Consider the following 26214-nt stretch of genomic DNA (forward strand, 5'->3'; position numbering starts at 1 on the left):
CGGGATGACCGCGCCAAGCTATACGTATAAACTATTCGTACGCCATGATTTCAGCGCGTTCTGGGCATTGTTCACCGACAACCTGATCAACCTGATCGTGCTGTCCGGTGTCTGTCAGTTCGTCTTTCAGATGCCTGCCGAAATCGTGTTCGGACGTATCGTCCCGGGTGCCGCGGTGGCCATCCTGGCGGGAATCGCGGTCTATGTGCTGCTGGCCAAGCGCGCGGCCGAAAAATCGGGCCGCGACGTGACCGCCCTGCCTTATGGTATCAGCACCCCGGTGATGTTCGTCTATCTCTTTGGTGTGATCGGACCGATCTACTGGGCCACCGAAGACCCGGTGCTGGCCTGGCAAGTCGGGATCGGCGCGGGCTTCATGGGCGGCATCGTCGCCGGGCTGGGTGCCATCGTCGGTCCCTGGTTGAAGAGGGTTACGCCGCGTGCCGGCATGCTGGGTACGCTGTGCGGCATTGCGCTGGTGTTCATCGGCACAGTGCCGCTGGCCACCGTGTTCGAGAACCCGCTTGTGGGCTTCGCATCGATGATCATCATCCTCTGGGGGCTGGTCGGCCGGTTCCGCCTGCCGTTCAACATTCCCGCCGGTCTGCTGGCGCTGGGTGTCGGGACGGTCGTGGCCCTGATGATCGGTGAGGCGCGTATTTCGACCGAAGGCGTCGGTTTCTATCCGCCAATGCCATATGTCGGCGACCTGATCGCCGGGATCCAGCATCTGTTTGCCAACCCCGAGTTGTTCCTCGTTCTGGTGCCGGTGCAGATCTACAATTTCATCGAAACCATGAACAACGTCGAAAGCGCCGAGGCTGCGGGCGATCACTATCCGGTGGCCACCTGTCAGATTACCGATGGGCTGGGCACGATGCTGGGCGCGGTGTTTGGCTCGCCATTTCCGACCACCGCCTATATCGGCCATCCCGCCTATAAGCGTATGGGCGCGCATGCCGGGTACATCATGGGAGTCGGGATCGTGATCCCGCTTGCTGCCTTCTTCGGTCTGCTGGCGTTTCTGAACAACCTGATCCCGGTGGCCGCCGCCGCGCCGGTTCTGGTTTTTGTCGCTCTCAGCCTGATCACAAACACCGCCCACGCGGTCAAGACCGACCACATGGCTGCGGTTACCATCGCGATGATGCCGCATGTCTCGTCCTTCCTGATCATCAAATGGGGATCGATGCTGGGCGCGTTAGGAGCCATCGGGGTCGCCGGTCTGCCACAGCTGGGAGACCCGGACCTGACTGCGGCGCTGTTGCAGCAAGGTGCGCATTTCGAAGGACATCTGGCGCTGAGCCAAGGCGCTATCCTGACCGGTTTGATCTGGGGCGCAATCGTCGCCAGCGTCATCGACGGGCGGTTCCGCAACGCAGGCGGCTTTGCATTGGCGGCCTTTGCCATGTCCGCCGTCGGGATCATCCATTCCGGCAGCCTGCATTGGCCCGTGATAAGTGCGGTCAGCCTGGGCTATCTGATCGCAGCGGCATTCCTGTACATCTACCCGATATTTCACAGGGACGAGGCCCGGGTCAACGAAACCTTGCCCATCGACGATCTGAGCTCGGTTCCCGGCAAATAGCCCACCGGGCAGCACCACCGACCGGGGCGGCACATAGCCGCCCCATTTTCTGTGTGCTTCAACTGCCGCACAACAGACCCTTTCCCGTCACAGAGCATCGCGCGACCGCAATGCAACCGGTCGTTCGTTTGTCGCCTGGTTGCCGGCGCACCGGATGCACCGGATGCACCTCTGATAGACCTCTGCATGATGAGAGGATTCCCATGGTTTGTTTCGTTTGGTATGGTTTTGGAGAAGTTTCCGGGGGATTTTGATGGATCTGTTCTTGCGAGAAGCGACGGATCGGATCGGGGCAGAAGATGCTCTGGCCAAGATTGATGCGTTGATGGATTGGCGGTCGTTTTCACCCATCCTCAAGCGTGGTCTTGGGCGATCCGGGTTCGGCCCACGAGGGTATGATGCACTGGTCCTGTTCAAGTGCCTGTTGATTGGTCAATGGCACGGTCTTAGCGACCCGAAGCTGGAACGCGCACTGAAGGTTCGTCTGGATTTCATGATCTTTTGCGGGCCTGATCTGCATGCTGCAGTACCGGATGAGACGACCCATTGCCGCTTTCGCAACGCTTTGGTGAAGGGCGGTGTTTATGACGACCTTCTGGCCGAAGTCTGCCGCCAGATCGAAGATCACGGGCTGAAACTCAAGGAGGCTGAGGCCGCGATTATCGACGCGACTTTGGTAGAAAGCGCAGCGCGGCCCCGTACGCATATAGACGCCCCTGAAGATCGTGCCGAGGGCGAGGCATCGGATGATCCGCAGATGCATTTCAGCGCCGATCCCGATGCACGTTGGGTGAAGAAGGGCTCGAAAAGCACGCTTGGTTACAAAGCCTTCGCCCGCACCGACGAGGAAGGCTTTGTCGATCGTATTCACACCAAGCCCGCCAACTGCGCCGAAAGCCCGGAGTTTGGGCACATGATTGAAGGCGCAAAGGCCCAGCGTGTGCTTGCGGACAAGGCCTACGCATCCAGGGCCAACCGTGCCATCCTACGCGGCCAACACCGCGACGGGATCATGAGGAAGGCTGCTCGTAATCGCCCGCTGCGGGCCTCCGAAAAGCGCTTCAACAAAATGATCTCCAAACGCCGGTTTCGGGTGGAGCAATGTTTCGGAACCATGAAGCGCCTCTTTGGGCTGCACCGCGCCCGCTACTTTGGCGTCGACAAAACCCATGCCCAACTGGCGATGGCGGCGATCGGGCAAAACCTGCTCAAGGCTGCAAACAAGATCACCCTCAACCGGCAAACCCTCGCAATCGCATAACCGAACCCCTCAAACGCTCTGTGTCCGCTGAAAAATCAGCGGACCAAAACGAGTGAGCACAGTCCTGAAACCACAAAAAAATGACCCGTTACGCAGACGTCTTTCTGAAGGTTGCTGCAAATTATGGCCACGCCCGTGCATCGTCTCATCACAGATTCTGTCGATGAGCCAGGATACGCTACCGTATCCCTCGCACCGCTTGCCTGTTCCAGTTGATGCAATGCCTGCGCAGGCTCGGCGCGGTGATCGACGCGTTCAGCCGTTGGGCGGCCCTCTTGTATGGACCGCTCCACCGTTCAGATCGCCTGCTGCCATCTGCGCCGGCATTTTCGGGCGTTTCGAGTGGACCGAATGGCGGAATTGGCGGTCACACAGGACGGTTTCAGCTCAAACCGGATGTCTTCGTTGCGCACGGAAAATGTCCGGATCAAATGTCAGGCGATCACCCGAAAGTCAGCGGAAGACCGCACTTCCACCGATTGAACGCTTTTGAGAATCTCGGTTTTGAACTAAACTGACGGAGAGCAGATAATCGGGGTAACAACGATGCGCGTTTGGAAAGGTGCCGGGGTATTGTACCTGGCGATGGCAGGCGACTTGGCGGCAGGCACCGTCGATCATTCGATCCACCCGGAAAACAGACCAAAAGTACATGCCACCGAAATCCGCATGGCGTCCGCCGAGGTCGACATTTCGCTGCGGCCCGTACTGCGCCCGAAATCGATCAAGGCAAGCGAGGCACCGGTGCCGGAAGGCGAGTCAAACCAGCGGTTCCAAAACTGGGTTCAGGCCTTCAAAACGCGCGCCCGGGAACAGGGGATCAGCTCAGCGGTTTTGCAACAGGCGTTTGACGGTGTCACCTATGACGCTGATATCATTCGGCGCGACCGAAATCAGAGCGAATTCACAAAGACAATTTGGGACTATCTGGACAGCGCAGCCAGCGATACCCGCATCCGAAACGGTCAGGCGGCTCTGGGCGAGCACCGCGCGACACTTGAGGCGATCGAATCGCGTTACGGCGTGAACAAAGAGGTTGTGATCGCGGTCTGGGGGCTGGAAAGCGCCTATGGCACCTATCGCGGCAAGACCGATATCATCCGCGCCCTGTCCACGCTGGCATTTGACGCGCGCCGCAGCGCGTTCTTTGAAACCCAATTGGTTGCGGCACTGAAAATCCTGCAGAATGGCGATACCACGGCGCGCAACATGACCGGCAGCTGGGCCGGAGCGATGGGCCACACACAGTTCATCCCGACATCCTACCTGGATTATGCCGTCGATTTTAACGGCGACGGTCGCCGTGACATCTGGTCGGACGATCCCACAGATGCACTGGCCTCGACTGCAGCCTACCTGGCCCGGTTTGGCTGGGTCAAGGATCAACCCTGGGGCGTCGAGGTGACGGTACCGGGTGATTTCGATTTTCGTCTGGCGGATCGCAAGATCCAGAGGTCCGCCGCCGATTGGGCGCGGATGGGCGTGGTTTCGATGAACGGCAACCCGGTTCCCGATCACGGCCCCGCATCGATCCTGATGCCTGCGGGCAGCGGCGGCGCGGTTTTCATGATCTTCAAGAACTTCAGCGTGATCGAACGCTACAATACCGCCGATGCCTATGTCATCGGGGTCGGTCACCTGTCCGATCGCATTGGCGGCCGCCCTGCTTTGCAGGCCCAGTGGCCGCGCAGCGACAGGGCATTGACCCTGAAGGAACGCAAGGAAATGCAGAAGCGCCTGACCGCCAAAGGCTTTGATACCCAGGGTATCGACGGACGCATCGGACCGCTGACCATCGACGCGGTGCGGGCCTATCAGGTGGCTTCGGGCATGACGCCCGACGGGTACGCGTCACTGAACCTGCTGAACCGTCTGCGTTAGCGGGACACGGCATATTCCGATATCCCGGCGTTTCAGATCCGCTTGAAACGCCGTATGGAATTCCGGACTGTGATCCACCCTATGGGCCATGCGATGCTGACCATGTTTCACATAGGTTTTCAGAGGAGCATGTAATGGCGGAGAAGGGCCTGACCGAAAAAGACAAGAAGAAGATCAAGGTTCAATTGAAGGACATCAACAAGTTCATCGGCGATATCGAAAAGATGGGCGGCGAAGTGCCAAAAACGCTCAAGAAGTCGCTGAAACATCTCGAGACGGCGATCAACACTGGCAAGGATATTGCCAAGGCCGCAGAAGAGGCCAGCAAGGATCTGAAGGCCTATGAAAATGACCTGATGGCCGCCTGCAAGACGGTGGACAAGGAAATGGAGATGGTCTGTGAGGCCAAGATCGCCCGCAAATGGCAGGCACGCAGCGTAAAATGGACACTTGACCCCAAGAACGAGAAAAGTGTTGTCTCAAAGGCGATCAAAAAGACCGTTCAACGTTACACCCCAAAGGTGATCTGCAAGCACTGGGACTACTGCGCCAAGCAAGAGAAAGCCGCAGCCAATTAGCCAGGGCCGGTTCTCGGGTGGCGCATGCCATGTGTCAGCCGGGGCTCATCCCGCGCAGACGTTCCGAGCGTCGGCGCAGCATTTCCACCACGGTCAGCAGAACGATTGAGACGGCAACAAGGATGGTCGCCACCGCCAGGATCGTCGGGCTGATCTGCTCGCGCAGACCGGTGAACATCTGCCACGGCAGTGTCTTCTGCCCGGCGGAACCGACGAAAAGTACCACCACAACCTCGTCAAACGACGTAATGAAGGCAAACAGCGCACCCGAGATGACGCCTGGAAGGATCAGCGGCATCTGCACCCGAAAGAACGTGGTCACCGGATTCGCCCCCATGTTTGCCGCCGCCCGGGTCAGCGAACGGTCAAACCCGACCAGCGTGGCCGTCACGGTGATGATGACAAACGGAATGCCCAATGCGGCGTGCGCCAGAACCACACCGAAGTAGGTGCCTTGTAGCCCGATGCGGGAGTAAAAAAAGTACATCCCTGCAGCCGAAATGATCAGCGGTACGATCATCGGCGAAATCAGGATGGCCATTATTGCCCGGCGGAATGGCACGTGCGGCTGGCTCAGGCCTATGGCGGCGAGTGTGCCAAAGCCGACCGACAGAACGGTCGCGGCCGGCGCGATCAAAATGGAGTTACGCAGCGCATTCTGCCAGTCGGAATTGGTCAGGAAATCCCTGTAGTGTTTCAAAGAATACCCCGCAGGATCGAACCGCAGCATCTCGGGCGTGAAGGTAAAGAAGTTCTCGGCGTTGAACGACAACGGCATGACCACCAAAATCGGCGTGATCAGGAAAACGAATATGGCACCACAGATCACCCTGAAAGCGAAATGCCACAGCACCTGCCCAGGAGTCAGATAGGGTGCCAGCTTGGCGCGGTAGCGGCCTTCGAACAGCCAGAATGTAAACCAGCCAAAGAACCAGCCGAACAAGGCACCGACGATGGCGCCGGGAATCCCGGCCATGAAAATGCCTGCGATCAGCAACAGGCCGAAAAGCCCCCAACGCCCGATCTTTTCGTTGCCCAATACCTGTGTCAGCAATAGGGCCACGACCCCCATCAGCGCGGCTCCAACCACAACTCCCAGGACCGAACTGCCCTGCGAGGTACCGACCAACAGTCCGGCAAACGCGCCGGCCGCGGCAACAACGGGCACGTAAAATGAGGTCGGGGTACGGGAAATCGGTGTCAGTGCGGTCATGATCTCAACCCCCCAGCTTGACGTTATCGATGCCGACGATCTTGTCGTAGGCGTAATAGAGCAGCAAAACCACCGCGAGCAGGATTGCCCCGAGCGCCGCCGCCAGCCCCCAGTTCAGCGAACTGGAGATGTGATAGGCGATCCGGTTCGAAATAAAGGTGCCGGTGTTGCCGCCGACGATTTCGGGCGTGATATAATAGCCGATTGACAGGATGAAGACCAGGATGCTGCCCGCGCCGATGCCCGGCACGGATTGCGGAAAATAGACCCGCCAGAACGCTGTCCAGTTCGTCGCACCCAGAGATTTGGCGGCTCGCAGATAGGTCGGCTGGATGGTCTGCATCACCGAATACATCGGCAGGATCATGAATGGTAACAGGATGTGGGTCATTGCAACGATGGTGCCAAACTGGTTGTTGATCATCACCAGCCGGGCGTCATCTCCGACCAGTCCGAGCCAGACCAGCACGTCGTTGATTACCCCCTGTTGCTGCAACATCACCTTCCAGGCTGAGGTTCGAACCAAAAGCGAGGTCCAGAATGGCAGCAACACGAGGATCATCAACATGTTGGCAGATCGGGCTGGCAGATTGGCGAGGATCCACGCCACCGGATACCCCAACAGGATGCATGACCCGGTGATCATCAAGCTCATGAATAAGGTACGCCCGAACAGCATCAGATAGATCTGCTGGTTTTCCGGGCGCGCTTCGGGACCGTCAGGCCCTTTCTGCATATCCACCGCATTGAGGAAATAGCCGTTTGTATAGCGCGGCGAATAGGTCTGAATGGTGCGCCAGATATCCGGCTTACCCCAGTCCTTGTCGATCTTGATGAATGCGTCCTTGATCGACGCATCGCCTTCGAGGTCCATTTTCTTGACCTGGCGTCCGGATTTGCGGAACAAGGACGAGGCACCGGTCAACTCATAATTCAGGCGCGTTCCCAGACGGGTATGTGTCTTGGCCTTGGCTGCAATCTTAAGATCGGCCGCCAGCGCGCGGTAAACGTCTTCGCCAGGAGTGTCACCCGACTCCGGATCCCAGTCCGCCAGCGCCGATACGGTCTGTGGCAATGTTTCGACCACGATCTGGTTTTCCACCGAGCGGAACAGCATGTCCGCAATCGGGGCAATGAATGTTATCAGGACAAACAGAAGCAAGGGGGCGATCAGGGCGAGGGCCCGCAGTTTCTGCCTCCGCAAAGCCCGCGCGAGGCTGGTCTTGAGCGGCGTGCCGTCTGCGGCGAGTACACGGCCGGAAGTGGTTTGATCGCTCATGGTCCGTCATTCCTTGCTGGGCAGCGGGCCGGGTCGGTCTGCGCCGGCCTTTTCGCGATCCAGAGGCGGCACACCGCCTCTGGACAGTTTTCGGATCGATGACTTACTTGGCCAGCCAGGATTGGAACTTCGCGTCGATGTCGTCGCGATAGTCGGCCCAGAACTCGTAGTTGTACAGGAACGTGTTCTTGGCATTGTTCGGATCGGTCGGCATGTGCGGCGCCATGTCGATACCCAGTTCAGCATGCTGGCCGACCAGCGGAGCCGATGAGGCGCGTGCCGGACCGTACGAGATATATGCCGCCTGGTCCGCCAGACGCTGGGTGTCGGTTGCGAACATGATGAAATCAAGCGCGCGCGCTTTGCGCTCGTCACTCAAGCCGGCGGGAATGATCCAGCCGTCGAGATCGAACACCTGCGCGTCCCACAGCATCTTGAACGGCTGGCCCTGCTCTTCGATCGCCGAGAACCAGCGCCCGTTATAAGAGGTTCCCATCACGATCTCGCCATCGGCCAGCAACTGCGGCGGCTCGGCTGCGGCGGACCACCAGACCACCTGGTCCTTGATGGTGTCCAGCTTGGCCAGTCCGCGCTGCTGCCCCTCTTCGGTCGCCAGAACATCATAGACTTCGTCCTTTGCGACGCCGTCACAAAGCAGGGCCCATTCCATGTTGTTGATCGGGCGCTTTTCCAGGGTTCGCTTGCCCGGATAGGTTTCCATATCGAACATCGCACAGATCGAGTCGGGCGCAGGCGCGTCAGCCGGCAGCAGATCGGGCCGGTAGGCTGCAGTAGTGGAGTAGACGATCTGCGGGATGAAGCAGTCCGACACCAGAAGGTCGCCGAAATCATCCGCGGCCGAGGTGCCATCGGGGGCCGCAGCCAGTTGGGTGTCCGGATCGATTTCCATCGCCAGACCTTCGTCGCACAGCCGGATCGCATCCGATGCGACCACGTCGACCACATCCCAGGTCACGTTCCCGGCTTCGTTCATCGCCCGCAGCTTGGCAACGGCCTCGTTCGAGCTGGAATCCCAAGTCGCACTGACCTCGGGATGCATTTCCAGATAAGGCTGTACATAAGCCAGGTCCTGGCTTTTCTGATAGGCTCCTCCCCATGACACAAGCGTCATGTCCTTGGCCATGTCCTGAGCGTTGGCAAACCCTGCCGCAAATGTCAGCGCTGTGGTCGTCAAAATTGTTTTCATCGGTGTCATACAAGCATTCTCCCTGTGCTTTTCCCGTTGTCGGTTTGCGTGTGAGGCCAGCACAACGGGCAACTGTCCGGCCTCGATTTCCATCGCCCCGATCCGGCGGGGCAATTGAAGGTCGCGCTACGCATCCAGGGCGCGGCAATCCTCGGGCAGCCAACCGATTTCGATCTGGGTGCCCGGCTGCAGGCGCACCTGGTCGGGCGCGTTGCGGGTCTTGATGATAAAATCTTCATTTCCAGCCACCCGCAGTCTGGTGCGGAAGATATCGCCCATGTAGATGAACTCCAGAACTTCGGCCTTCAGCGTATGGGCGTCCGCATGCAGGCGGCTCTTGTTGTATTCAACGCGTTCAGGGCGAATCGATACGCGGGTGCGTTCTCCGGGCTGGGTCACGTTGACCGGCTTGCAATCAATCAGTTCGCCATCGTCCAGACGCACGAGCGCTGTGTCACCCTTAATTTCCTTGACCACGCCTTCCAGTGTATTGTTTTCGCCGATGAACTGCGCCACAAAACTGTTTTCCGGTGCCTCATACAGCTTATCCGGCGGCGCCAGTTGCTGGATGCGACCGTCGTCAAACACGGCAACACGGTCGGACATCGTCAGCGCCTCTGTCTGGTCGTGGGTCACATACACCACGGTGATACCCAGATTGTCGGCGATTCGCTTGATTTCGAATTGCATATGTTCTCGCAGCTGCTTGTCCAGAGCGCCGAGCGGTTCGTCCATCAGCACCAGTTCGGCTTCGAACACCAAAGCGCGCGCCAATGCGATCCGCTGCTGCTGTCCACCGGACAATTGGGCGGGGCGTCGACCGCCAAATTCTCCCATCTGTACCATGTCCAGCACGCGCTTGACCTTTTGCTCGCGTTCGGACTTTCCTATCTTGCGAACTTCCAGCGGAAAGGACAGGTTCTCGGCCACTGTCATGTGCGGGAACAGGGCATAGTTCTGGAATACCATGCCGATACCGCGTTTGTGCGGCGGTATATTATTAATTGACACCCCGTCCAGGCGAATGTCGCCATGGGTGGCCGTCTCAAATCCCGCTAACATCATCAGACAGGTTGTCTTGCCCGAACCCGAAGGCCCGAGCATTGTCAGAAACTCGCCCTTGGGCATGATCAGGTTGAGATCCTTGACGACGAGATTCTCGCCATCATAGCTCTTCTGGACACGTTCGAATTCAACGAACGCTCCCGGCGATTGCGTGTCAGCCAAATTCGGCTCCCCTTGGACTTTTCGCAGTTTGCTCTGCGTTTTGATGTATGATTGTAAGCACATCGAGTGGTGAACATGCAACCAAATCGAAAAATTTCGTTCTTTCTTTTGGATTTATTGATCTTTTTCTCGCGAAAAACTGACGAAATTCACAGATTTGCAATACGTTCGATCCCTCAATTCGGGTAAACCGGCACCCGAGTTGGTTTTCTGCCCCTAGTAAAGATAGAGATTTTGAGATGCCATTTTTGTTTCTGCCCTTTGACACCGCACGTCGCGACGGTCGTGCGCTGCTGACTTGCGCCGCGATGGAACCCCGAGAAATCTTCGTGAGCGAACCGCGTGCCTTGCGGCACCGGCAAAGGTCTTTTTGCCCTGCGAAATACAAGATTGCCAAGCCATGAATACGCACCTGCCAGATACCATCGATCTGTTGGAGAAACTTATCGCCCACCCCACCGTTTCCGCGGATAGCAATCTGACGATGATCGCCGAGCTGGCCACGCGGCTGGAAAATTGCGGCGCGCGCGTGGATCTGTTTCAGAACGAGGGCGGAGCCAAGGCCAACCTGTTTGCCACTTTGGGTCCGGACCAACCGGGCGGCGTGGTTCTGTCCGGGCACACGGACGTGGTGCCCGTGACCGATCAGGACTGGAACAGCGACCCCTTCACGCTGCATCGGAACGGTAACCGGCTGCACGGGCGCGGCAGCTGCGATATGAAAGGCTTTATCGCCGCCGCAACGGTCATGGCACGGGAATTTGCCACGCTGGATCTGCGCAAGCCGGTGCACTTCAGCTATACTTATGACGAAGAAGTAGGGTGTTTGGGTGCGCGAGCGCTGGTGCCCGAGCTGCAGCGCTGCGGTGTGCAGCCTGCCATGGCGATTATCGGCGAACCGACAGGTATGCGGGTGATCGAAGGTCACAAGGGGTGTTGTGAATATACCGCGCGATTCACGGGACTGGAAGGGCACGGGTCATCCCCGCAACGGGGGGTGAACGCTGCGGAATACGCGGCACGCTACGTCAATGCGCTGTTGCAATTGCGCGGCGAACTTATGCTGCGCGCGCCCGCCGACAGTCGCTTTGAGCCACCCTGGACCACCCTGAACGTCGGACGAATCTCTGGCGGCGTCGCGCATAACGTGATCGCCGGCAAAGCCGAGGTCGATTGGGAGATGCGCCCCGTTCAGGACGATGACGCCGCCTTTGTCAAATCCTCGATGGCGCGGGTGGTGGAACAGGATCTGTTGCCGATGATGCGGGCGGTTCACCCCTCTGCGAACATCGTAACCAAAGTAATCGGAGAGGTGATCGGGTTAGAAGTGATGCCCCAAAACGCTGCCCGCGACCTGGTGGCCAGTCTGGTCGGGGCAAGTGGCGCAGACGTAGTGCCATTCGGCACCGAAGCCGGTCTGTTTCAGCAGATGGGCATGTCGGTTGCGGTTTGCGGCCCGGGTTTGATCGATCAGGCGCACAAACCGGATGAATTCGTCAGCCTGGATCAATTGAGCCTATGTCTGGATATGCTCCAACGCCTGGGTCGCTCGACCGCCCTGACATCCATAGGCAGCTAAGGGGTTTCCAGCCGCGCACGCAGCTCGCGCAGCACCGGCAGGACAGTCCGGACCTTGTCGGCTCCAAGCTCGCCCACAACCTGATTGATCATCGGGGTCAACGCCGCAATCGCCTGGTCGCGCGCCTGACGGCCCGCCGGGCTGATCGCCACCATCTTGCGCCGCGCATCGTCCCAATCGGGGCGAATATGAACATATCCGGCCCATTCCAGCTTGTTCAGCGTGTTGGTCATGGCCCCCCGGGTGACATGAAATGTGCTGGCCAGTTGGGCGGGCGAGCGTTCGTCGCCAACAAAGGCCAAATGGTTCAGTACCGAAAAATGCGAGATTTCCATGCCCTTGGGCAGGACCTTGGACAGGCGGTATCGTAACAACTGATCTGCGGTCAGGATCTCACTGAACAGCGTGACCGCGAGGGCGTTGGTGTCTTCGCTCATGCGCGCCCCTGCGCCTCTGGATCCTTGAACGGGCGGGTGTGCCCGAGCGACGGAATCTTGCGCCGGGCCTCGGTGACCGCCGTATCGTCCATGTCGAAAACATACACGCCAGGCTCAGTCCCGCCGTCCAATAACACCTCGCCCCAAGGCGACACCGCAAGACTGTGGCCAAATGTGCGCCGCTGCTGGCCTCGGGTCGCGGCATGCTGTCCGCATTGCGCCGGAGCCAGAACGTAACACCCGGTTTCGATCGCTCTGGCCCGTAGCAACGTATTCCAATGCGCCCCACCGGTCACATGGGAAAACGCCGCCGGAACCGTCAGGATGCGCGCGCCCGCTTGCGCCAGAGCGCGGTAAAGATGGGCAAAGCGCACATCATAACAGATCGTCATGCCAACTGCCCCAAACGGCGTGTCGGCCAGAATCGCCGCATCGCCGGGCCGGTAACCGTCGGATTCGCGATAAGTTTCTTCGGGTGTGACCTGAACGTCGAACATGTGGATCTTGTCATACCGTGCCCGAATCGAGCCATCCGGCGCAATCAGAAAGGATCGGTTGGCAAACCGTCCGTCCGAATCCTCTGTCTTGAGCCCCAAAGATCCGATCAGCAACCAGAGGCCCAGATCCTGCGCCTGTTGGCGCAGGGCGGCCAGTGTCGGGTCGTCGGCTTCATGGTGCAGCACCTGATTCTGCCGCGTACGGCTGGTCGAGACGCAGTTGCTGACCTCGGGCGTCAACACAAATGCCGCCCCCCTGGCCGCCGCCTCAGCCACCATGGCCTGAATCATCGGCAGGTTTTTGGCCGGATCGTCTCCGGACGTCAGCTGGACAAGCGCCGTTCTGGTCATGCCTCCAGCAGGGCATCCAGCTTGCCCGCCCTTTCCAGCGCAAAAAGATCGTCACAGCCCCCGACGTGAAGATCGCCAACAAAAATCTGCGGCACCGTGCGCCCCGCCATTGGCACGCTGGATCATTTCGGGCTTGCGATCCGGTTGCGCCAACACGTCGATTTCGGAAAAGTCGACGCCTTTCTGGTTCAGCAGCCGCTTGGCGGCGTGGCAAAAGCCACATAAAGGAGAGGTGTAGATTTCGACCGGTTGCATGTCTGGGCCCCTTGCGTGTGAATGCGTTTGTCGGAGATTTAAGAAGCCTTTGCAACACGCGCCAGCGTCAGTACGCAAACGTCATCGGCTCCGGCATCAAGACAGGCCCGCGCACAGGCTCCAAGGGTTGCGCCTGTGGTCATGACATCATCCACCAGCAACACCCGCCGCGCCATCAGGCGATGCCGACGTTTCGGATGTACCTTTATGGCTCCGGAAAGCTCGTCAAAGCGCTGTGTCGCGGTTTTGCCGTCCAGCATGGCCGTTTTCCGATTGCGCACCAGCAAATCGGGGCATTGCGCCAACCCGGTTTCCCGCGCCAGCGCCTGCCCCAACAGGCTGGACTGATTGTAGCGACGCTTAAGCAGGCGCGTCCAATGCAGCGGCACGGGCGCGATCAACATACCGTCACGCAGCATCGGACGCGCCGCGCGCGCCATCCATAGCGCCGCCGGGCGCGCGATTTCAGGTCGATCTCCGTGCTTCAGTGCAAGCACCATACGGCGAGCCCGGTCCTTGTACAGCAAAGCCGAGCGGCCCTCGGACCAGGGGTGGTCGGCTTTCATGCAGTCGTCACACTCGATTCGAAAGCCGTCGGCTCCGCCCTGCACCGGGGTACCGCAGCTTTCGCAAATCGTGCCGCCAATAAACGGCGTATCGCGCCAGCAGGTGCCGCACAGGCCGAAGTCGCTGTCCACCATCGCCCCGCACCCCAGACAGCGCGGCGGGTACAACAACGAAACTGCGGTTTGAATCCTTGCCAGCATTTGCCTAGTTAGCACTCATGAGCGACACACCCGGTATATTTGACCGCCCTGCCCTGTTGCGTCACCGTCGACGCGCGCGCAAGGACGACCTGTTCCTGCAGCAGATGGCAGTGGAAGAGGTGCAGGATCGCCTCTCCATGGTTAACAGGGCGTTTACAGCACCCGCTGTCGTGACTGGTTTTGCCGATCGTTGGTCGGCGGCGATGCCCGATGCCCGGTTGGTTCCGGACGCCGAAACCTTGGATCTTCAGGCAGAATCGCATGACCTGGTCATCCACGCGATGAGCCTTCACTGGGCCAACGACCCGGTTGGGCAGATCATTCAGTGCCGACGGGCGCTGCAACCGGACGGATTGTTCCTGGCATTGTTCCTGGGCGGGCAGACCCTGCATCAACTGCGCACGGTTCTGTCCCAGGCCGAAAGCCGCATGACCGGCGGCTTGTCCCCCCGCGTCGCCCCGATGGCGGAAATCCGCGAATGCGGTGCCCTGCTGCAGCGCGCAGGTCTGGCATTGCCGGTGGCCGACAACGTGATCAGCGTGGCGCAGTACCGCGATCTGGGCCACCTGATGCACGATCTGCGCGGCATGGGCGAGACCAACGCCCTGTCCGGCAGGCTGCGCCGCCCCACCCGCCGCACCGTGTTTCAGGCGGCAGACACGCTCTATGCTGAATTGTTCGGCACGGAAGCGGGTCTGCTGCCCGCCAGTTTCGAACTGATCTGCCTGACTGGCTGGGCACCGGACGAAAGCCAGCCGAAACCGCTGCGGCCCGGTTCGGCCCAGGCGCGGCTGGCCGATGCCCTGCGAACCACTGAGGGCAAACTGTCAGATTGAACACACGACCAAAACGCCTATCTGCTTCCCAACCCAGACTTATCAGGACCCCGCACATGCCCGACGCACCCAAGCGACCCACGCACGCCCCCGCCGACCATCCGGCGCTGCCCGGCGAAAAAGTCGGCATTCTGCTGGCCAATCTCGGGACGCCGGACAATTATGATTACTGGTCCATGCGCCGCTATCTCAGTGAGTTTCTGTCAGACCAGCGGGTGATCGACTATCCCAAGTGGAAATGGCAACCCCTCCTGCAAATGGTCATTCTGAGCAAACGGCCCTTTACCAGCGGCGCGGCCTATAAATCGATCTGGAATCACGAGGCGGGGGAAAGCCCGCTTATGACAATCACCAAGCAGCAGAGCGCCAAGATCGCCGAAACCATGCGACAACACTATGGCGACCGGGTCATGGTTGACCATGCCATGCGCTATGGCAACCCGTCGACCAAATCCAGGCTCCGCGCCATGATCGATGCGGGGTGCCGCAAGATCCTGTTTTTTCCGCTGTATCCACAATATGCCGGGGCCACGACAGCCACTGCAAATGATGCTTTCTTTCGGGCCCTGATGGATGAAAAGTGGCAACCAGCGACGCGTACCGTGCCGCCCTATTTCGACCAACCGGCCTATATCGATGCCTTGGCGCAATCCGTCGAGCGCACCTATGATGGCTTGCAGACACGCCCTGATATTCTGGTCTGCTCCTACCACGGGCTGCCGATCCGCTATCTGACCGAAGGCGATCCGTATCATTGCCAGTGTCAGAAAACCACGCGTCTGCTGAAGGAACGGTTGGGCTGGGAGGATGCCGCGATCACCACAACCTTTCAGTCCCAGTTCGGACCCGAGGAGTGGCTGCAGCCCTATACAGTGCAAGAAGTCGCACGGCTGGCCAAGCAGGGTAAAACCAACATAGCGGTCTGCGCTCCGGCCTTTTCCGCCGACTGCATCGAGACCCTGGAAGAGATCAACGAAGAAATCAAAGACAGCTTTGTTGCGGCAGGCGGCCAGACCTTTACCTATATTCCGTGCCTGAACGACGACGATGCGCATATCTCGGCGCTGACACAGATCATTGACGAAAACCTGCAAGGCTGGCTGAGCTGATCCACAGACCCCCACACAACAAAAAAGGCGGTGGAAGATCCACCGCCTTTTTCAATTTCATGACGCTCAGCTTAGCTGGATGCGACTGCGGCACCAACCAGAACCAGCAGGATCAGCGGCAGCCAGATGCCGCTCGACGAGCTGCGTGTTTCTTCAACAATGACCGGTGCTTCAACAATCGGCTCGGCCAAGTTGCCGGCGGTGGCGGACGAAGCAGCAGCAGCCAGTGCAGCGGCGAGAACGAGTTTCTTCATATTAACCTCCAGAGTTCGCGCGGCCCACATCGGGAACCGCGCACCAAGACTTACCTCGTGCATTTTTCTAACCAGCAATACGCAGACATTGCAATTGCTTGTTGTGATGTCCCAACTCAGGAACCCGGCGATGTCGTCAAATTAGCAACACTTGTGTTCCGACATTTGCCATCCCGAAAAGCTCGGCAATATGCTCGTTATACAGGCCGATACAGCCGTTCGAGGACTGCCGTCCGATCTTGCGTGTGTCGTGAGTACCGTGGATACGATAGTATTTCCAGCTCAGGTATAAGGCATGGGTGCCAAGCGGATTGTCCGGCCCCGGCGGGATATAGGCAGGCCATTCCGGATTTCGTTTGAGCATTGACGGCGTCGGACTCCAACCGGGGCCTTCGACCTTGCGAATCACACTGGTGCGACCACGGCGGGTCATTTCCTCGTTCAGAGGTACGCTAGAGGGGTAAAGCTTGTAAGTGCCGCCACCCTCGGACCAGTAATGCAACGCCCGTGATGTGGTATCGACCAGGATCGCCCCATTGTTCAGCGAACTGAAATGAGAGCGCCAATCCTGGGCGCGAAAGCTTGAAATATTATGCCGGACCGGTGCTTCTGGTTCCGGTGCCGGGCGCAGCGGATCCTCTGCAACAACGTCCTGCGCCAGCGCCGGTGCGCCGACAAAGGCCGCCCCGGCCGCAAGGAACGCACGGCGCGACGGGTTCGGAAAGTGCTTGGGTGCCATTTCGAATGCCTCTGTCTGTTCAGTTGTCGACTCGCCGTCCATATTATTGCCAGAATGTCGCAGTCGCAAATCAAACCGCTGTCATGGCAGATGTTGCCGGTTTTGTGAGTTTGCGCGCACCCATAAAGCAGGGTATCTGCAACAATGATTTAATTTGCAAGGTGATGCATGGCACGCGTTCTGTCGATATTGTTGGCCAGTTTTCTGGTTTTGGCCGGGTGCGCCGAACAAGGCCCGTCTGGGCGCGTCGGTGCCGATGGGATGCCACTGCCCAAACCCTACAAGATTCGGACCAGCGACACCTCCAAGATCCAGTATCGGGTGCTGGATTCGGTAAATGCCCTGCGCACCGCCGCCGGAGCGGCCCCAGTGCAACTGAATTCGCAGCTGACCGCTGCGGCCGCGACCCATTCACGCGATATGTCGGTGCAACAGCGCCCCTGGCACTTTGGCTCGGATGGCTCATCGCCGATCGACCGGGTACAGCGCGCAGGTTACGGCGGCACCATGCTGGGTGAAAATATCTCGGAAACCTTCGAAACCGAAATGCAGACCCTCGCCGCTTGGATGGATAAGCCGGGCACCCGGCAGGTCATCATGGACCCAAAGGCCACAAACATGGGCTTCTCCTGGTATCAGGAACGAACCGGTAAGATCTGGTGGACGCTGTTGATGGGCGGCTGACGCATCAGGCGCGCAGGGTGATCAACGTGCCCGTTGGAACCATGGCATAGATATCTTCAATCTCGTGATTCTGCACCGCGATACAGCCTGCGGTCCAGTCCCGGCCTTTGGCCTTGGACCGGTTGGGCTGCCCGTGGATAAATATGTCTCCGCCCGGTTCCTTGCCCATCGCTTTGGCAAAGGCGATGTCGCGCGAATTCGGATAGGAAATGCCCACTGACAAATGAAAGGCGCTGCGTGGATTGCGCCGGTCGACCAGATAGCTTCCCTCGGGAGTCTTCCCATCGCCTCTGAACTGCTTGTGACCCTCGGGGGCAAATCCCAGTTCGAATTTATAGTCCTTCAGAATCTGCTCATTGTGCAACAGATACAACCGCCGAGCGCCCTTGTTTACTACGATCGATGTGACCTCGGGGCCATTATACGCCTTGAATTTTGAACTTGTGCTGCATCCGGAAGCCGCCAGTGCTGCAACCGCTCCAAGCCCGAATACCCGCCGCTTCATTTACCGCTCTCGTTTTTTTGTTTGCCTCATCTTTGGAATACCCAAGTATGGCCAAAAAACAAAATCACTTTTTGCGGCAGAGCGCCGCTTCAGGCCCGGTCCAGCAGTGAAAAGGCCGCGATCAACTCGATATGGGTCGACCACCGGAACTGGTCGACCACCCGCAGCTGGCCGAGGCGATAACCCGCAGCGGCCAGACGGGCCGCGTCGCGGGCAAATGTAACCGGATTGCAGGACACATAGGCAATGCAGGCAACCTGTGACCGAGTCAGCTCGGCCACCTGGGCCTCGGCCCCCGCGCGCGGAGGGTCCAGAACGACCGCGTCAAATCGGGCCAGTTCGTCGCGCATCAGCGGACGGCGAAACAGATCGCGAGTCTCGGTTGTGACCTGTTTCAAACCCTGCGCCCGACGCCAGCCCCGATCCAGGGCCGCGACCATTTCAGCATCACCTTCGACAGCATGAACACGGGCATTTTGTGCCAGCGGCAGGGCAAAAGTGCCACATCCGGCAAACAGATCTGCAATGCTTGCCGCGTCTTTGGTGATGTCCTGAACCATCTCCAACAAAACCGCTTCGCCTTGTGGCGTGGCCTGCAGAAAGGCGCCTGGAGGAGGCACGACCCGGGCGTTGCCAAAGGTTTGTGCTGGCGGCGCGCGCAGCACGATGGTTTCGCTGTCCCAAGCCAGGCGCGCCAGTTTATGCGCGTCGCCCGCCTGCGCCAATGCGGCGCGCAACGGCCCATCCAGCGACTTGCCGCCGGTAACGGCTACATCCAGACCCGAATCGGTTACGGTCACGGTCACCGAAAGTTCGCCCTTGCGGCTTCCGCCCAGTATGGCCAACGCCTCGGCAACCGGAAGACCGTCCAGCAACGCGGGATCCAGCAATTGGCAGTCGGGAATCTGGGTGATGACGTCAGAGGCGCGGGCATGAAACCCGGCCAGCGCCCCCTTTTTGGTGCGCCGCACCGACAGGGTCGCCCGGCGACGCGAGCGCGGAGCAGAGATTGCGATTGGCAGCATCTGTGCCGACAACCCCTGCGCAGATAGCGCCGAAACCACCATCTGCTGCTTCCACTCTGCCACAAATTGGTCACTGGCGTGCTGCAACTGACAGCCTCCACAAGACCGGTAATGGCGGCATGGCGGCGCGACCCGATCCGGCGATGGGATATCAATGCGAATATCGGTCAGCTGATTGCCCTGGACAGCGCCGCTGACGACCTCGTCCGGCAGGGTACGCGGCGCAAAGAGCGGGCCATCGGCCACACCGTCACCTTGATGGCCAAGCCGCAGGATTTTGTGCTGAGTGTTCATCAGCGCGTCATAGCCAAAGCCGGGTCAGGGCGACAGCCCCTATTCCGCAGCCTCGGTCTGGATGAAACCGCCCGATTGGCGATTCCAGAACTGCGCATACAGCCCGCCCTTGGCCAGCAGCGTGGCGTGATTGCCACTTTCCACGATGCGCCCGGCGTCCATGACGATGATCCGATCCATCTCGGACAGGGTGGACAGGCGGTGCGCGATCGCCAGCACCGTCTTGCCCTGCATCACCCGGTGCAACGCCGATTGGATCGACGCCTCGACTTCGGAATCCAGTGCGCTGGTCGCTTCGTCCAGAACCAGAATTGGCGCGTCCTTGAGAATGGCGCGCGCCAGTGCAATGCGCTGCCTCTGACCGCCAGACAGCTTGACGCCGCGCTCGCCCAAATGGGCGTCATAGCCCGTGCGCCCCATGAAATCCTGCAAATCGCCAATGAACTCATGCGCTTCGGCCCGTTTCGCAGCTTCGATTACGTCGTCGTGGTCGGCATCGGTCCGGCCATACTGAATGTTGTCGCGAGCCGAACGGTTGAACATCGCGGTTTCCTGCGTGACCATGCCAATATGTCTGCGCAGGCTGTCCTGCGTGACCTTTGTGACGTCCTGCCCGTCGATGGAAATGCGTCCGCTTTCGGGGTCATACAACCGCAGCAACAGGGCGACCAGGGTCGATTTTCCCGCGCCCGATGCCCCGACGATGCCCAACTTTTCGCCCGGCCCGACCGTCAGAGAAAGGCGTTGGACACCGCCCACATCGCGACCATAGGCAAATTCGACCGCGTCAAACACAATCTCGCCACGGGGTACCTGCAAATCGGGGGCACCTGTTGCATCCTCGATCCGGTTGCGCGCTGTCAGGGTTCGCATGCCGTTCTCGACCTCGCCGACATGAGCATAAATCCCCATCAGTGTGAAGCTGACCCAACCGGTCATCTGTGCGATGCGGATCGAGATCGCCCCGGCGGCCACGATATCACCGGTCGTAGCGACGCCATCGCGCCACAGCAACAGGGTTGCGCCAATCAGGACCACCGGTAACACCCCCGCCAGCGTCATCAGCGCAAACCTGAACGCGGCCGACAGGCTTCCGAACTTCAGCGCCCTGTGTCGCAGTTCGGCCATCGCATCGTGGGCAGCGCTGTCTTCGTGTTCCGCATGCGCGAACAGTTTGACGGTTTTGATGTTGGTGATCGTGTCCACGATCTGGCCGGTGACCATCGCCCGCGCCCCGGCCCGTGCGGCCGACAGCACGCGAATGCGCGGCAGGAACCAGTAAATCAACGCGAAATAGACCAGCAGCCAGACCACGAATGGCAACATGACCGCCGGGTGGATCGAACTGAGCAACAACAGCGATCCCACCAGCGAAGCCAACGAGAACACGATGGCGCTGATCACTTCGGACACAATCGACGTCATCGCATTTGCGGTCTGCATCTGTTTTTGTGCAATGCGACCAGCAAAATCGTCATCAAAGAAACTGACCGATTGCCCAAGAGTCCAGCGGTTGAGCTTGGACAGAACCAGTGGAGTCACGTTGGGCATGACAACATAATTGTTGGCCAGGGAGGACAGCCCGAACAACATCGGACGCACCAGCATAAAGAACGCCACCGCCACCCCGATCCGCACCAGATTCGGCCCGGAAAACAGCCCGTCGGGACCTCCGGTCATCGCCGTGTCGACCACCAGCCCCAGCATCCAGGCCGTGCCGGCCTCCATCCCGCCGGCCAACCCTGAAAACAGCGCTGCAATGAACAGCATCGGCCAGGCCCCGGCCAGACACCAGCCGATGAACGCGCCCAGCCGTTGGGGTGGGGCCGTGTCCGTGAAGACAAACGGATCTATCAGGTTACCAAGTTTCACTCTGCCGCCTCGACGTTTAAGAACCCGCCGGATTGGCGCGCCCAGAATTGCGCATATAGGCCGGATCGAGCCAAAAGCTCTGAATGGCTGCCCTGTTCCACGATACGGCCCCGGTCCATAACCAGAATGCGGTCCATCTGGGCAATAGTGGACAGCCGGTGCGCAATCGCGATAACGGTCTTGCCCTGCATCATGCCGTACAGCGTATCCTGAATCACCGCCTCGACCTCAGAATCCAGCGCGCTGGTGGCTTCGTCCAGCAGCAGAATCGGCGCATCCTTCAGAATGACCCGCGCCAAGGTTATTCGCTGGCGCTGGCCGCCGGACAGCTTGACGCCCCGCTCGCCCACATGGGCGTCATATCCTGTTCGCCCCTCGGGGTCTGCCAGATCAAGGATGAACTCATGCGCCTCGGCCTGTTTGGCGGCGGCGATCACCATCTCTTGGCTGGCATCCGGACGCCCATACAGAATGTTGTCGCGCACCGAACGGTGCAACAGCGCGCTGTCTTGCTGAACCATGCCAATATGGCTGCGCAGGCTGTCCTGTGTAACGCGGCCAATATCCTGACCGTCGATCAAGATCCGCCCGCCTTCGGCATCATAGAACCGCAACAACAGCTTGACCAACGTGGATTTACCCGCACCAGACCGCCCGATCAGACCGATCTTTTCGCCCGGCTGAATGGTCAGATTAATCCCGTCCAACCCACCGACCTCACGACCATAGTGATGTGACAGATCCCTCACTTCGATCCGTCCCTCGCGCAGCTGCAAGGCACTGGCCTTGCGGTCATCGACCAGATCGATCGGCTGAGCGATGGTCTCCATGCCCTCGGAAACCACACCAAGCTCGCGGAAGAACGTGGTCAGCGCCCACATGATCCAGCCAGTCATCGCATTTAACCGCAGGGTCAGCGCCGTTGCCGCAGCCACGGCACCTACGCTGGTCTGGCCATGAAACCACAGCCAGATCGCCCAACCCACGACACCGACGATCAACAAACCGTTCAGACCCACCAGAGTAATGTCCATGACGGTAAAAATTCGCATTTCGGTCTGAAAGGTGCGGCGTGTATTTTCGATCGCCTCGCGGGCATAGTCCAGTTCGTGGTCGTGATGGGCGAACATCTTGACCGAATGAATGTTGGAATAACTGTCCACGACCCGCCCCGTCACGGTCGAGCGTGCATCGGATGCCGCCTGCGATGCAGGACCCACCCGCAACACGGTCCAGCGGATCAGCGCCGCATAAAATACCAGCCAGATCAGCAGAGGAACAAAAAGGCGGACATCCGCCACAACCAACAGGATCGCCGCGCCAACAAAATAAGCCAGTGAAAAGGAAATCGCGTCAAAAACCTGAAATACCACCTCGCCCGCCGCCGGAGGGGTTTGCATGATCCGGTTGGCAATACGCCCGGCAAAGTCATTCTCGAACCAGCCGACAGACTGTCGCAATACATGCTTGTGCGCACGCCAGCGGATCAAGGTGCCGAAATTCGGCAAAATCGCGTTGTTTAAAAGCGCCACATCCAGCATGTGCAACGCCGGACGCACCAGCACGATGAACATGGCGACCGCAACCAGTTCCCAGCCGTACTGGGCGATCACCTGACCGGGCTCTCCACCCAACAGATCGACCACCCGGCCCATGTAATAAATCAGACCGACTTCAATCGCAGCCACAACGACCGACAACACCCCGGCCCAGAAAAACACCCGGCGAAAGGGTTCGGCATAGGCACGCATGAAGGGCCACAGCCGGGTCGGCGGGCGGTCCTGTTCGGGATAGTCGCAATAAGGGTCAACGAGATTTTCAAAGAAACGAAACATAGCGGATGCTCCTGGTGAGCGGGCGTCAAAATGCAATGAGGGTGTCGGCAGACCATCCCCCAAACGGGTCAGGGATTTCAGCCGCGGCTGTTCCAGATCCCGTAATACATTTTGCATCCTCCGTATTTCGCGCTTACGGGTTAGCCGATGATCGTTGTTTTGTCACGGCAAAATGTCATAAACTTAACAAAGCGGCCCGATCCAGGGTGAAATCCGATGCGATCCACGCCGCCTCCAGCCGCCTCAGCTCATCGCCCAGCGCCGCACCTGTGAGGCGGGGCATCAGATCCTTTGCGCAAATCGGGAACCTGGCAGACGCGCCTGTCTGCAATTGATGTGCCGCAGTTTCCGGCCAGGGTTGTTCGAACAACGCACAACGCAGCAACAGCGCGTCATACGCCTGATCGACGGGCATTCGATATCCCAGTTCGGCAATTCCAGCCTGAGATATCGCACCGTCGCGCAGCGCGGCCAGACGGTTGTTCTGAACCCGGCTCAAACGCAAATCGGCGGCTATCTCCGTGCCGCCCAAGGCTGCCAGCCGGCGCAGTGGATCCGGTGCGGCGCCTGCCGCCTCCTCAAGGTGTACCAGCGGCGCGAGCGCCCGATCATCTGCCCCGGTCAGCAACTGCGCCAGTACCCCGCTAGACCGCATGGCCGCCAGCGACGGAGCCGGGTTGGGTGCCGCCAAAAGTTTCAGCATCTCGGCACCGACCCGTTCGCGGGACAATTGCGCCAACCCGTCCAGATTGGCGGCAATCGCCGCCAACGAGTCGGGATCAAAGCCGGCGGTCTGATCGCCGTACCAGGCGTGAAACCTGAAATACCGCAGGCTGCGCAGGTAATCCTCGCGGATACGGTCAGCACCCTGCCCGATAAAGCGCACACGTCGCGCGCGCAGATCCGGCAACCCGTCAAGAGGATCAATAATTGTGCCATCGGGACGGGCGTACAGCGCATTCATGGTGAAATCGCGCCGCATCGCATCTTTGGCGATATCGCCGGAAAACGCCACAACGGCGCGCCGTCCGTCGGTGGTGACATCGCGGCGAAAGGTTGTGACCTCATATGCCAAACCGTCTTTTACCAACGTAACGGTGCCGTGTTCAATTCCGGTGGGAACGACTTTGATTCCTGCCGCCCGGGCCAATTGGCTGACCACCTGCGGTATGGCATCCGTTGCGATGTCGATATCGCTGACCGGCACACCCAATAGCGCGTTGCGCACGCACCCGCCGACAAACAAGACCTGCGCGCCTTTCGCCGACAAGGCGGTGCAAACCGCCTGAGTCGCGGGGTGCGAGATCCAGCTCTCGGTGATCCGCATCATGCCTGCATTCGCATTGCCAGAGCCCGCAGCATCCGTGCAGTTGCACCCCAGATGTAGTAGGGTCCGAAGGGAACGGTATAGTAATACCGCCTCTGCCGTCTCCAACGCCGCGATTCGATCAGATAGTTGGCGGGATCAATCAGGTGGTCCAGCGGCACCGTAAACACCTCGGCAACCTCGCCCGGCTCGGGTATGACATCAAAGCCTTGGCGCACCACCGCCAGAACCGGCGTAACGCGAAATCCGGTGACCGTCTCATGCTCTGGCAAGGTGCCCAAAACTGCAGGCAGATCGCGCGGCAGACCGATTTCCTCATGGGCTTCGCGTAGGGCGGCGTCAATCACATCGCGGTCGCCATCGTCCTGCTTGCCACCTGGCAAGGCGATCTGCCCCGGATGATGTTTCAGCGCCGACGACCGTTTGGTCAGGATCACCCGAGGCTCGAGGCCATCGAGCGTCACCGCGATCAGCACCCCGGCTGGACGCAACATGCGCCCTGCCGGCAACACAGTATCCGGATTAAGATCAAAATCCGATGATCCGTGGCCCCGCCGCGCCAGAGCGGCCGTCAGATTGTCGACGATATCACTCACAGTCTGGCTCTTTTGCCTCGAAACCCACCGTCGCTGGATCCAGGTCGTAATGTGCACTGCAGAACTGGCAATCGGCAGTCACCCGGCCCGTGTCGGTGGTCATCTTTTCGATATCTGCCGCGGAATAAATCGACAGGCTCTGGCGCACCCGATCCTCCGAGCAGGTACAGCCGAACCGCACTGCCTGAGCGTCAAAAACCCGCGGCCCTTCCTCGTGGAACAATCGCACCAACAGGTCGGTCGGCGGCACGACCGGGCCGATCAACTCAAGATCGTCCACCGTGTCCAGCAGAATGTTCGCCCTTCTCCAGTTTTCGCCCTCATCACCATCCACCAGGTCATCTGCCGTCAACACATTCTCGCTTCCGGCCTCGCTGGCGACAAAAGGTGACGCCTTGGGCATATGCTGCAACATCACGCCGCCCGCCCGCCAGTGCTCGGGCACGCCGGGCTCGGATGATCTCCCGTAGCTTAGCGAAAATCGGGTAGGTAACTGTTCGGACTGAGCGAAGTAGGCTTCGGCGCAATAAGTCAACGATTCTGCCGTAAGCGGCGTGATGCCCTGATAGGGCGTGCTGCCCTTGCCCTGATCGATCAGGACGGCGAAATATCCTTCTCCCACCTGCGCGAATGGCGCTTCGTCTGTCAGCCGGTCGGCATCAAAGCTGGCATAGGCGCGAATTTGCGCTGGCTCGCCTTCAGTTTTTGGCGCGTAGTAGTCGGTCGCGATCATCCGCACGGCCCCCTTGGACTGAACCTGCAAGGACAGCTTCCAACGCAGCTTTACAGTCTGCCCAATCAGCGCGGTCAGCAGGGCCATTTCAGCCACCAGCGCCTCGACCTGAGGCGGGTAGTCGTGTTGTTTCAGGATGCCGTCCAGAACGCCGTCCAACCGGGCCACGCGACCACGAATGTCCGAAGCGTCCAGCTGAAATGGCAGAACGGTATCGTCCCACGCGAGTTTCGATCCAAGGGTCATGGGGTTTCCTTCAGCATCGGAGGTTGGAATACTGCGGCT

General features: G+C 59.6%; 24 protein-coding genes and 1 pseudogene. 8 read left to right on the forward strand and 17 right to left on the reverse strand.

The window, feature by feature from the left end:
* Window positions 1-4: 4 nt before the first annotated feature.
* The 4 genes from NANH_RS0113815 to NANH_RS0113840 all read left to right on the forward strand — a co-directional run bounded on the left by NANH_RS0113815 (window position 5) and on the right by NANH_RS0113840 (window position 5308).
* The gene (locus NANH_RS0113815) at window positions 5-1588 is read left to right on the forward strand and encodes a permease family protein (RefSeq protein ID WP_027262572.1); all 1584 of its coding nucleotides are present in this window, start codon (window positions 5-7) and stop codon (window positions 1586-1588) included.
* 253 nt (window positions 1589-1841) lie between these two features.
* A complete protein-coding gene (locus tag NANH_RS0113820; RefSeq protein ID WP_027260401.1) occupies window positions 1842-2849 on the forward strand; it encodes an IS5 family transposase in 1008 nt (335 codons plus the stop codon).
* Between the two features lie 546 nt (window positions 2850-3395).
* Window positions 3396-4730, forward strand: a complete 1335-nt coding sequence (locus NANH_RS0113830; protein WP_027262574.1) for a lytic murein transglycosylase — start codon at window positions 3396-3398, stop codon at window positions 4728-4730.
* A 134-nt stretch (window positions 4731-4864) separates the two neighbouring features.
* Window positions 4865-5308: a hypothetical protein gene (locus NANH_RS0113840; RefSeq protein ID WP_027262575.1), complete on the forward strand. Its 444-nt coding sequence runs from the start codon at window positions 4865-4867 to the stop codon at window positions 5306-5308.
* A 34-nt stretch (window positions 5309-5342) separates the two neighbouring features.
* On the opposite strand, the gene NANH_RS0113845 is transcribed toward NANH_RS0113840, so the two are convergent.
* From NANH_RS0113845 to NANH_RS0113860, 4 genes are all read right to left on the reverse strand, one after another.
* On the reverse strand, window positions 5343-6521 hold the full coding sequence (locus NANH_RS0113845; protein ID WP_027262576.1) for an ABC transporter permease: 1179 nt from the start codon (window positions 6519-6521) through the stop codon (window positions 5343-5345).
* A gap of 4 nt (window positions 6522-6525) precedes the next feature.
* Complete coding sequence (locus tag NANH_RS0113850) at window positions 6526-7800, reverse strand: ABC transporter permease (RefSeq protein WP_027262577.1); 1275 nt, start codon at window positions 7798-7800, stop codon at window positions 6526-6528.
* Between the two features lie 103 nt (window positions 7801-7903).
* The gene (locus NANH_RS0113855; protein ID WP_027262578.1) at window positions 7904-9016 is read right to left on the reverse strand and encodes an extracellular solute-binding protein; all 1113 of its coding nucleotides are present in this window, start codon (window positions 9014-9016) and stop codon (window positions 7904-7906) included.
* 117 nt (window positions 9017-9133) lie between these two features.
* A complete protein-coding gene (locus tag NANH_RS0113860) occupies window positions 9134-10234 on the reverse strand; it encodes an ABC transporter ATP-binding protein (RefSeq protein WP_027262579.1) in 1101 nt (366 codons plus the stop codon).
* 400 nt (window positions 10235-10634) lie between these two features.
* Here NANH_RS0113860 and argE point away from each other — a divergent pair, with 400 nt between their 5' ends.
* Window positions 10635-11813 (forward strand): acetylornithine deacetylase, encoded by a 1179-nt coding sequence (gene argE, locus NANH_RS0113870; protein WP_027262580.1) that lies wholly within the window; start codon window positions 10635-10637, stop codon window positions 11811-11813.
* Here the strand turns inward: argE and NANH_RS0113875 are convergent.
* The 4 genes and pseudogenes from NANH_RS0113875 to NANH_RS0113890 form a co-directional block, all read right to left on the reverse strand.
* Entirely contained in the window at window positions 11810-12250 is a 441-nt protein-coding gene (locus NANH_RS0113875) for a MarR family winged helix-turn-helix transcriptional regulator (RefSeq protein ID WP_027262581.1), read from the reverse strand. The two genes, argE and NANH_RS0113875, sit on opposite strands and share 4 nt — an antisense overlap.
* On the reverse strand, window positions 12247-13098 hold the full coding sequence (locus tag NANH_RS0113880) for a carbon-nitrogen hydrolase family protein (protein ID WP_027262582.1): 852 nt from the start codon (window positions 13096-13098) through the stop codon (window positions 12247-12249). Before NANH_RS0113880 ends, NANH_RS0113875 begins: the two co-directional genes overlap by 4 nt.
* Window positions 13095-13353, reverse strand: a pseudogene (gene grxC, locus NANH_RS26235) (glutaredoxin 3). Before grxC ends, NANH_RS0113880 begins: the two are co-directional and overlap by 4 nt.
* Window positions 13354-13391: 38 nt before the next feature.
* Entirely contained in the window at window positions 13392-14120 is a 729-nt protein-coding gene (locus NANH_RS0113890) for a ComF family protein (RefSeq protein WP_027262583.1), read from the reverse strand.
* A gap of 17 nt (window positions 14121-14137) precedes the next feature.
* Here NANH_RS0113890 and NANH_RS0113895 point away from each other — a divergent pair, with 17 nt between their 5' ends.
* Complete coding sequence (locus NANH_RS0113895) at window positions 14138-14956, forward strand: methyltransferase domain-containing protein (RefSeq protein ID WP_027262584.1); 819 nt, start codon at window positions 14138-14140, stop codon at window positions 14954-14956.
* Window positions 14957-15012: 56 nt separating this feature from the next.
* Window positions 15013-16065, forward strand: a complete 1053-nt coding sequence (hemH, locus tag NANH_RS0113900; RefSeq protein WP_027262585.1) for a ferrochelatase — start codon at window positions 15013-15015, stop codon at window positions 16063-16065.
* A gap of 71 nt (window positions 16066-16136) precedes the next feature.
* Here hemH and NANH_RS0113905 read toward each other — a convergent pair whose 3' ends face one another.
* Window positions 16137-16319: a hypothetical protein gene (locus NANH_RS0113905; RefSeq protein ID WP_027262586.1), complete on the reverse strand. Its 183-nt coding sequence runs from the start codon at window positions 16317-16319 to the stop codon at window positions 16137-16139.
* Window positions 16320-16455: 136 nt separating this feature from the next.
* Entirely contained in the window at window positions 16456-17058 is a 603-nt protein-coding gene (locus NANH_RS0113910; RefSeq protein ID WP_027262587.1) for a L,D-transpeptidase, read from the reverse strand.
* 168 nt (window positions 17059-17226) lie between these two features.
* Between NANH_RS0113910 and dalA the strand changes: the two genes are divergently transcribed.
* A complete protein-coding gene (gene dalA, locus NANH_RS0113915; protein ID WP_027262588.1) occupies window positions 17227-17742 on the forward strand; it encodes a divisome-associated lipoprotein DalA in 516 nt (171 codons plus the stop codon).
* Between the two features lie 4 nt (window positions 17743-17746).
* Here the strand turns inward: dalA and NANH_RS0113920 are convergent, their stop codons facing one another.
* The 7 genes from NANH_RS0113920 to hslO form a co-directional block, all read right to left on the reverse strand.
* Window positions 17747-18247 carry a L,D-transpeptidase family protein gene (locus NANH_RS0113920; RefSeq protein ID WP_027262589.1) on the reverse strand — a complete coding sequence of 167 codons (501 nt, stop codon included), beginning with the start codon at window positions 18245-18247 and terminating at the stop codon, window positions 17747-17749.
* Window positions 18248-18336: 89 nt separating this feature from the next.
* Window positions 18337-19566 (reverse strand): class I SAM-dependent RNA methyltransferase, encoded by a 1230-nt coding sequence (locus tag NANH_RS0113925; protein WP_027262590.1) that lies wholly within the window; start codon window positions 19564-19566, stop codon window positions 18337-18339.
* A 39-nt stretch (window positions 19567-19605) separates the two neighbouring features.
* Window positions 19606-21438 (reverse strand): ABC transporter ATP-binding protein, encoded by a 1833-nt coding sequence (locus tag NANH_RS0113930; protein ID WP_027262591.1) that lies wholly within the window; start codon window positions 21436-21438, stop codon window positions 19606-19608.
* Window positions 21435-23273, reverse strand: coding sequence for an ABC transporter ATP-binding protein (locus tag NANH_RS0113935; RefSeq protein WP_027262592.1), 1839 nt, complete (start codon window positions 23271-23273; stop codon window positions 21435-21437). Before NANH_RS0113935 ends, NANH_RS0113930 begins: the two co-directional genes overlap by 4 nt.
* A 175-nt stretch (window positions 23274-23448) precedes the next feature.
* On the reverse strand, window positions 23449-24600 hold the full coding sequence (locus NANH_RS0113940) for a CCA tRNA nucleotidyltransferase (RefSeq protein ID WP_027262593.1): 1152 nt from the start codon (window positions 24598-24600) through the stop codon (window positions 23449-23451).
* Window positions 24600-25196, reverse strand: a complete 597-nt coding sequence (locus tag NANH_RS0113945; protein WP_027262594.1) for a CoA pyrophosphatase — start codon at window positions 25194-25196, stop codon at window positions 24600-24602. Before NANH_RS0113945 ends, NANH_RS0113940 begins: the two co-directional genes overlap by 1 nt.
* Window positions 25189-26175 carry an Hsp33 family molecular chaperone HslO gene (gene hslO, locus NANH_RS0113950; protein WP_027262595.1) on the reverse strand — a complete coding sequence of 329 codons (987 nt, stop codon included), beginning with the start codon at window positions 26173-26175 and terminating at the stop codon, window positions 25189-25191. Before hslO ends, NANH_RS0113945 begins: the two co-directional genes overlap by 8 nt.
* Window positions 26176-26214: the final 39 nt, after the last annotated feature.

Origin of the sequence: Sedimentitalea nanhaiensis DSM 24252 (genome assembly GCF_000473225.1) — a bacterium.
Lineage (GTDB): Bacteria > Pseudomonadota > Alphaproteobacteria > Rhodobacterales > Rhodobacteraceae > Sedimentitalea > Sedimentitalea nanhaiensis.